We start from the raw sequence: 6543 nt of genomic DNA, 5'->3' as shown, positions 1-6543 counted from the left end.
GTCGAGGGCAGGCGGCGGGTGCCCCGGCCGTGGATGGCACCCCAGGTGCCGCTGATGGCCTCGGTGGCCAGGTCGTAGGAGCGCTGCGCCACACCGACGAACAGGCAGTCCACCACGGCGAGTTGGGCGATCCGGCTGGCGGTCGCACCCGAGCGGTAGGGGGTCTCGTGGGCGCTGGTGGTCAGCAGCAGGTCGGCGCTCTCGGCGATCGGGGAGCGCGCGAAGTTGGTCAGGGCGATGGTCGTGGCTCCGCGCCCGGCGGCGACCTGGAGCGGCTCGACGGTGTCGGCGGTGGCGCCCGAGTGGGAGATGCCTATCGCCACGTCGGCCGGGCCGAGCAGCGCGGCGGCGGTGAGCGCGGCGTGCACGTCGGTCCAGATGAACGCCATCAGGCCGATGCGGTGCAGCTTCTGGTGCAGGTCCTGGCCGACGAACCCGCTCGCGCCCATGCCGAAGATGTCGATCCTGCGGGCCGCGGCCACGGCGTCCACGGCCCGGCCCAGGGTGGCGACGTCCAGCCCGGCGCCGGTGTCCTCCAGTGACCGGGTCTCGTTGTAGACGATCTTCTCGACGACCTGCTCCAGCGAGTCGGTGGCGCTGATGTCGGTGCTGATCCGTGGCCGGTCGCCGCGCAGCGCGTGTTCGCGGGCCGCGGCACCGGCCAGGGCCAGCCTGAGCTGCGGGTAGTTGGTCAGTCCGACGGTGCGGCAGAACCGCATCACGGTGGTGACCGACGTTTGGGCGCGAGCGGCCAGGGCGCTGATGGACAGGCCGGCGGCCTGCGCGGGATCGCCGAGCACCGCATCGGCCACGCGCCGCTCGGCGGGCGCCAGCGTGGGCAGCGCCGTACGGATGTCCCCGAGGAGGTCGGCCGGGGCGGGGGCGTCGAGCGGCTCCGCCGGGTCGGGCGAGGTGGTCGTACGGGCCATGGGGGTCCTCCGTGCGGGCGGGTGGCTGCGGGCCGGGTGGCGGTCGGTCGCCGTCGCGGAGCTGCGCGGCCGCGACGGCGTGTCAAAAAGTAACGCAGCCCGCCGGGTGCACGTTACTTATTGACATCGCCTGCGGGCTGTTCTGATACTCGACTCCGCACCGTGCACCGTCGTCCCCGTCGATCGCCGCCGCCCGGGCCCGTCGCGGTCCTTCTCCGCGATGCTCCGCCCGGTCCGTGACGCCCCGTCACGCCGCGCCGCCCCCGCCGCCGCGGCCTACCGTCCAGGAGCAAGCCCCCGTGCGCCACCTCGACCTCGTAGTGATCCTGCTCTATCTGATCGGGACGGCCTGGCTCGGCCTGCGCCTGTCCGGGCGGCAGAGATCGGCGAAGGAGTACTTCGTCGGCGAGGGGCAGATGCCCTGGTGGACGGTGTGCTTCTCGGTCGTGGCCACCGAGACCAGCGTGCTCACCGTGATCAGCGTCCCCGGCGGCGCGTACGGCTCCCAGGCGTTCGGCAACGTCGAACTCGCCCTGGGGTACGTGATCGGGCGCGTGGTGGTGGCCGCGCTGCTCATCCCGCTGTACAAGCGCGGCGGGTTCGTCAGCGCCTACGAGTACCTCGGCGACCGGTTCGGACTCCGGCTGCAGGGCCTGGCCTCGGTCACGTTCGTCGCCACCCGGCTGCTCGCCGAGGGTGTGCGCCTGTTCGCCTCCGCCATTCCGATCAAGCTGCTGCTGGACGAGCTGGGCGTCGGCACGGGCTACCGGACGATCATCGTGGTGATCACCGCCGTGACCGTGCTCTACACCTACCTCGGCGGCATCAAGGCGGTCATCTGGACCGATGCCCTGCAGATGCTGCTCTACCTCGGCGGCGCGGTGCTGGCCGTCGCGGTGCTCTCCGGCCACGTCGGCACCCAGGGCTTCAGCGACGCCCTGCACAGCGGCCACTTCAAGGTGTTCGACACGGACTTCACCCTCAGCCACGTCCTGACCAGCTCGTTCGCGCTGCCCACCGCGATCCTCGGAGGCGCCGTCTTCGCCATGGCCAGCCACGGCTCGGACCAGCTGATCGTCCAGCGCATCCTGTCCACCCGGAACCTGCGCGACAGCCAGAAGGCCATGATCGGCTCGGGTGTCTTCATCACCGTGCAGTTCGCCGCGTTCTCGCTCGTCGGCGCGCTGCTGTGGGCCTACAACAACGGCCGGTCCTTCACCGACCTGGGGCTGCACAGTTCCGACGACCTCTACCCGGACTTCATCCTGCACGGCCTGCCCGTCGGCGTCTCGGGCCTGCTGGTGGCCGGCATCCTGGGCGCGGCGATGGGATCGCTGTCCTCGGCGCTGAACTCGATGTCCAACTCCACCGTCTCCGACCTGATGCGCAGCTTCTTCCGGCGCACCCCCGGCGAGGAGACCATGCTGAGGCTGGCACGGGTGATGACCCTGGTGTGGGCGGTGCTGATGGCGGTCTTCGCCTGTGCCTTCAGCACCAGCACGGGCAACGTCTACCTCACGGGTCTGGCGATCGCCGGCTACACCTACGGCGCCCTGCTCGGCGCGTTCCTGCTGGGCCGTCTGGTCAAGCGGGCGAGCGAGGTGGACGCGCTGGTGTCGTTCGTGGTGACCGTGGCGGTGATGACGTACATCGTCCGGGAGGTGAAGATCGACACGGTGGTGGCGGGCACCACCGTGTCCGCCGGCATCGCCGCGCAGTGGCTGGTGCCGATCGGGGTCGTCCTCACCCTGGTGGTGGGCGGCACGATGAGCCTGTTCCACCGGCCACCGCAGGGGGCCGCCGACAAGGTGCCGGACGCGGTCGAGGGGGCGACGGCACCCAGCGCCCCGTCCGCGTGAGGCCGCCGGGCCCCGGCACCGGGACCCGGCCCGCGTCCACCGTCCGTCCGCCCTCCATCCGCCGCCACGGCCGCCTCGGGGAGAGACCATGCGTGTGATCGGCCTGATGTCCGGCACCTCCTACGACGCCATCGAGGCGGCCGCCGCCGAACTGTCCCTCGACGGCGAGGAGTTGCTGATGACTCCGCTCGGCGCCCTCAGCCTGCCCTGCCCCGAGGAGCTGCGCGGGCGGATCGAGGCCGTCCTGCCGCCCGCCGCCACGACCACCGAGGCGCTGTGCCGGCTGGACACCCACATCGGCCAGGCGTTCGCCGACGCGGCCGTCCGGGCCGTCGAGGACCTGGGCGCGGGCGCCGCCGATCTGGTCGTCTCGCACGGGCAGACGGTCCACCACTGGGTTCAGGACGGACAGGTCCGCGGCCCCCTCCAGATCGGCCGCCCCGCCTGGATCGCCGAGGCGACCGGCCTGCCCGTGGTCAGCGACCTGCGCAGCCGCGACGTGGCCGCGGGCGGGCAGGGCGCCCCGCTGGTCAGCATCGTGGACACGCTGCTGCTGCGCGGACGGCCGGGGGTGAGCGCCGCGTTGAACCTCGGCGGCCTCGCCAACGTCACCGTGGTCCCCCCGGACGCCGCGCCCGTCGCCTTCGACACCGGCCCGGCCAACGCGCTCGTCGACGCCGCCGTACGGCACTTCAGCCGGGGCGCACGCGCCTGGGACGAGGACGGGCGCGGCGCGGCCCGCGGCCGCGTCGATCCGGACCTGCTGGCCCGGCTCCTGGCCGAGCCGTACTACCGGCTGCCCGCCCCGAAGACCACCGGCAAGGAGCTCTTCCACCTCGGCCATGTGCTGGCCGCGCTCGCCGCCGCGCCCGTGCCCGAACCCGACGACGTCCTGGCCACGCTGACCCGGCTGACCGCCGTCACCGTCGCCGACGCCTGCCGCGCGCACCACGTCACCGAACTCGTCGCCTCCGGCGGTGGCACCCGCAACCCGGTGATGATGCGCATGATCGGCGAGGAACTGCCGGGCGTGCGGGTGACGACCAGCGACCGCGTGGGCCTGCCGGCCGCGGCGAAGGAGGCGCTGGCCTTCGCGGTCCTGGGCTTCCTGACGGTGCACGGGCTGCCCGCCACGGTCCCGTCGTGCGCGGGGGCGCGCCGCGCCACGCTGCTCGGCGGCACCCCCCCCGGCGCGGGGCCGCTGCGCCTGCCGGACCCGGCCGCCATCGCCCCGACACGGCTGCGGATCCCCCCCGCCCCGGGCTGAGCGCCCGCCGCACCGGCGCCCCGCGCGCCTCACCTGCTCGGTCCGAGCACGCTCCATCCGTCCGGCTCGGGCCGCACCGCACTCTCGTCTGGAGGACCGTGTGACACGCAGGAACCGTACGTCCCTCCCCCGGGCCGTGGCCGCCGCCGTGCTCGCCGCGGCGGCCGCGTTCGGCGCCGTCCACCCCGCCGTCGCCGCGGACCGCTCCCCGGTGGGCGGGCCGCGGACGGCCCACCCGGTGCCGCTGCGGGTGGCCACGTACAACATCCATGCCGGAGCCGGCGAGGACGGCGTCTTCGACCTGGATCGCACCGCGCGGGCGATCCGGGGCCTGGACGCCGACGTGATCGGCCTTCAGGAGGTCGACGCGCACTGGGGGGAGCGCAGCGACTTCACCGACGAGGCCCGCGAACTGGCCGCGCGACTGCGCATGCGGTTCTTCTTCGCGCCGATCTACGACCTGCCGCCGGCCGCGGGGCACACCGAGCGGCGGCAGTTCGGTGTGGCGGTGCTCAGCCGACTGCCGGTGGTCAGCGCGGAGAACCACGACATCACCCGGCTGTCCACGCAGGTGCCCGACCCCGTGCCGGCGCCCGCGCCGGGCTTCGCCGAGGTGACGGTCAGAGCCCAGGGCACCTTGGTGCACGTCTACTCGACCCACCTGGACTACCGTGCCGACCCCGCGATCCGGCGGGCGCAGGTCGACGACATGCTGGACGTCCTGGCCGCGGACAGCGGCCCGAAGGTCCTGGTGGGCGACTTCAACGCGGAACCGGGCGCGCCGGAACTGGCGAAGCTGTGGGGACCGCTCACCGACGCCGCCGCTCAGGCCGGCCTGACGTATCCCGCCCTCGACCCGGCCAAGCGCATCGACGTGATCGCGGTCTCCCCGGATATCACCGTCACCGCAGCCCACGTGGCCGACACCGCCGCCTCCGACCACCGCCCGGTCGTCGCCGACCTCCGACTGCGGCGCCCCGGGAGGTGACGTCGCCCGCCCGGCGGGGGCGCGGGGTGTGACGGTCCGGGCCGTCGCTCCGGCGCCTCGGGGATGACTGTGTGACCGGTGTGACGGTACGGGCCGTCGCCGCGGTCCGCGTACCGCTACTCTTTCAGCCCCACCACGCCCCAGCCCCGCCGGGCGGCCTCGGCCAGGACGCGGCCCCAGTCCGCCAGCAGGTCGGTGAACTCGTCGAAGTCGCAGATCCAGCCGCCGGGAGCGCCGGCGTGCCGCGTGAACGGCTCACGCATCGCCTCGATCCGTGGCCGCAACCGCTCCCAGGTCGCGGACAGCTCGCGCACCCGCTCCGGTGACCGGGCGAGCAGCAGGCCGTGGGACACGCGCGGGTCGTCGCTGAAGAAGCCGGGGTCGACGTGGTCGGCTTCGCCGTCCGGTCCGCACCGGACCAGCCCCTCCAGCAGGGCGTCCGTCGCGGCCCGCAGCGGCGGACCGACATGGTCGCGGACGGCTTCCCACCGCTCCCCCGCCCAGAAATGGGGCTTGAACGAGCCGAGGGTGCGCCGGAACTCGTACAGGGCGAACGACCCGGCGTGCGGGCCCTGCGGCCACTCCCACTCGCCTTCGGGCGTCGGCGCGTCCCCGTCCCACAAGCCGGTCTCATCGGCGTACCAGGCGTCGCGCAGCCGTTCCAGCCGCTCCTCGCGCGGCGCCCGCGCCAGCCACGACCAGTCCGCGATCAGTACGGTGATGTCCAGCCCCACGGGGCGAGCGTACCGAGGGACCGCGAGGCCGGGCGGCCGGGCGGCCCGCGGCGGCGGTGCCGCGGGCGCGGGCGTCCGGGGTGGTCTCAGGCCTGGGTGGTGGAGTCCAGGTGGGCGAAGACGACCACGTTGTCCTCGTAGTCCTGGCGGGCACGGTCGAACTTGCCGCCGCAGGTGATCAGGCGCAGCTCGGGGGACGGGGTGTCGGAGTAGACCAGGTCGTCGGGGAAGTCCGACTTGCTGAAGGCTTCCACGGCGTCGACCTCGAAGCGTGCCACGACGCCGTCGGCGCGGGCGATGTCCACCTCGTCGCCCGGCTTGAGGGTGGGCAGTTCGACGAACACCGCGGGTCCGGTCTTGGTGTCGACGTGGCCCACGACGATGGAGGCGCCGCGTTCCCCGGGAGAGGCTCCGCCCTGGAACCAGCCGACCAGGTTCTTGTCGTCCTCCGGCGGCGGGCTCAGCCGGCCGCTCGCGTCGAGGGAGAGCTTGGTGAACGGGGCGTCCACGCCGATCTTCGGGATCGACAGACGGGTCGGTTCCGACCGGGGCAGCGCCTCGTCGTCGGGATCGGGGCTGGTGGCCGGCGCGGGTCGGGCGGGATCGGCGGGGGCCTGCTTCTTATACACATCTCCGCGCCCACGAGACAGGCAGAAAACCCGTATGCCGTCTTTTGCTTGTAAAAAAACAAGCTAATTTGCATACTGACCACGAACGTGTTTACTTCATGCAGCGTTACCCTGATGTTATTTCTTCATTTGGAGGT

At 73.1% G+C, this 6543-nt stretch carries 5 protein-coding genes; 3 read left to right on the top strand and 2 right to left on the bottom strand.

The features are described 5' to 3' along the window. Positions 1-929 (bottom strand): MurR/RpiR family transcriptional regulator (locus GV126_RS32605; RefSeq protein WP_159674590.1); only part of this gene is annotated, 929 nt, incomplete at its 3' end. A gap of 299 nt (positions 930-1228) precedes the next feature. Between GV126_RS32605 and GV126_RS32600 the strand changes: the two genes are divergently transcribed. The 3 genes from GV126_RS32600 (at position 1229) to GV126_RS32590 (ending at position 5043) form a co-directional block, all read left to right on the top strand. Then, positions 1229-2788 (top strand): sodium:solute symporter, encoded by a 1560-nt coding sequence (locus GV126_RS32600; RefSeq protein ID WP_159674588.1) that lies wholly within the window; start codon positions 1229-1231, stop codon positions 2786-2788. An 88-nt stretch (positions 2789-2876) separates the two neighbouring features. Continuing rightward, the gene (locus GV126_RS32595; protein WP_159674586.1) at positions 2877-4055 is read left to right on the top strand and encodes an anhydro-N-acetylmuramic acid kinase; all 1179 of its coding nucleotides are present in this window, start codon (positions 2877-2879) and stop codon (positions 4053-4055) included. A 100-nt stretch (positions 4056-4155) separates the two neighbouring features. Next, a complete protein-coding gene (locus GV126_RS32590; protein ID WP_159674584.1) occupies positions 4156-5043 on the top strand; it encodes an endonuclease/exonuclease/phosphatase family protein in 888 nt (295 codons plus the stop codon). Between the two features lie 116 nt (positions 5044-5159). On the opposite strand, the gene GV126_RS32585 is transcribed toward GV126_RS32590, so the two are convergent. Then, positions 5160-5777: a hypothetical protein gene (locus tag GV126_RS32585; RefSeq protein WP_159674582.1), complete on the bottom strand. Its 618-nt coding sequence runs from the start codon at positions 5775-5777 to the stop codon at positions 5160-5162. Positions 5778-6543: the final 766 nt, after the last annotated feature.

It is taken from the genome of Streptomyces mexicanus (genome assembly GCF_902506575.1).
GTDB lineage: Bacteria > Actinomycetota > Actinomycetes > Streptomycetales > Streptomycetaceae > Streptomyces > Streptomyces mexicanus.
This window is presented reverse-complemented; position numbering and strand designations above follow the sequence as displayed.

Bases quoted from the DNA above. Each gene is read 5' to 3' on its own strand.
- GV126_RS32595 (WP_159674586.1), top strand. From the start codon at position 2,877: ATGCGTGTGATCGGCCTGATGTCCGGCACCTCCTACGACGCCATCGAG.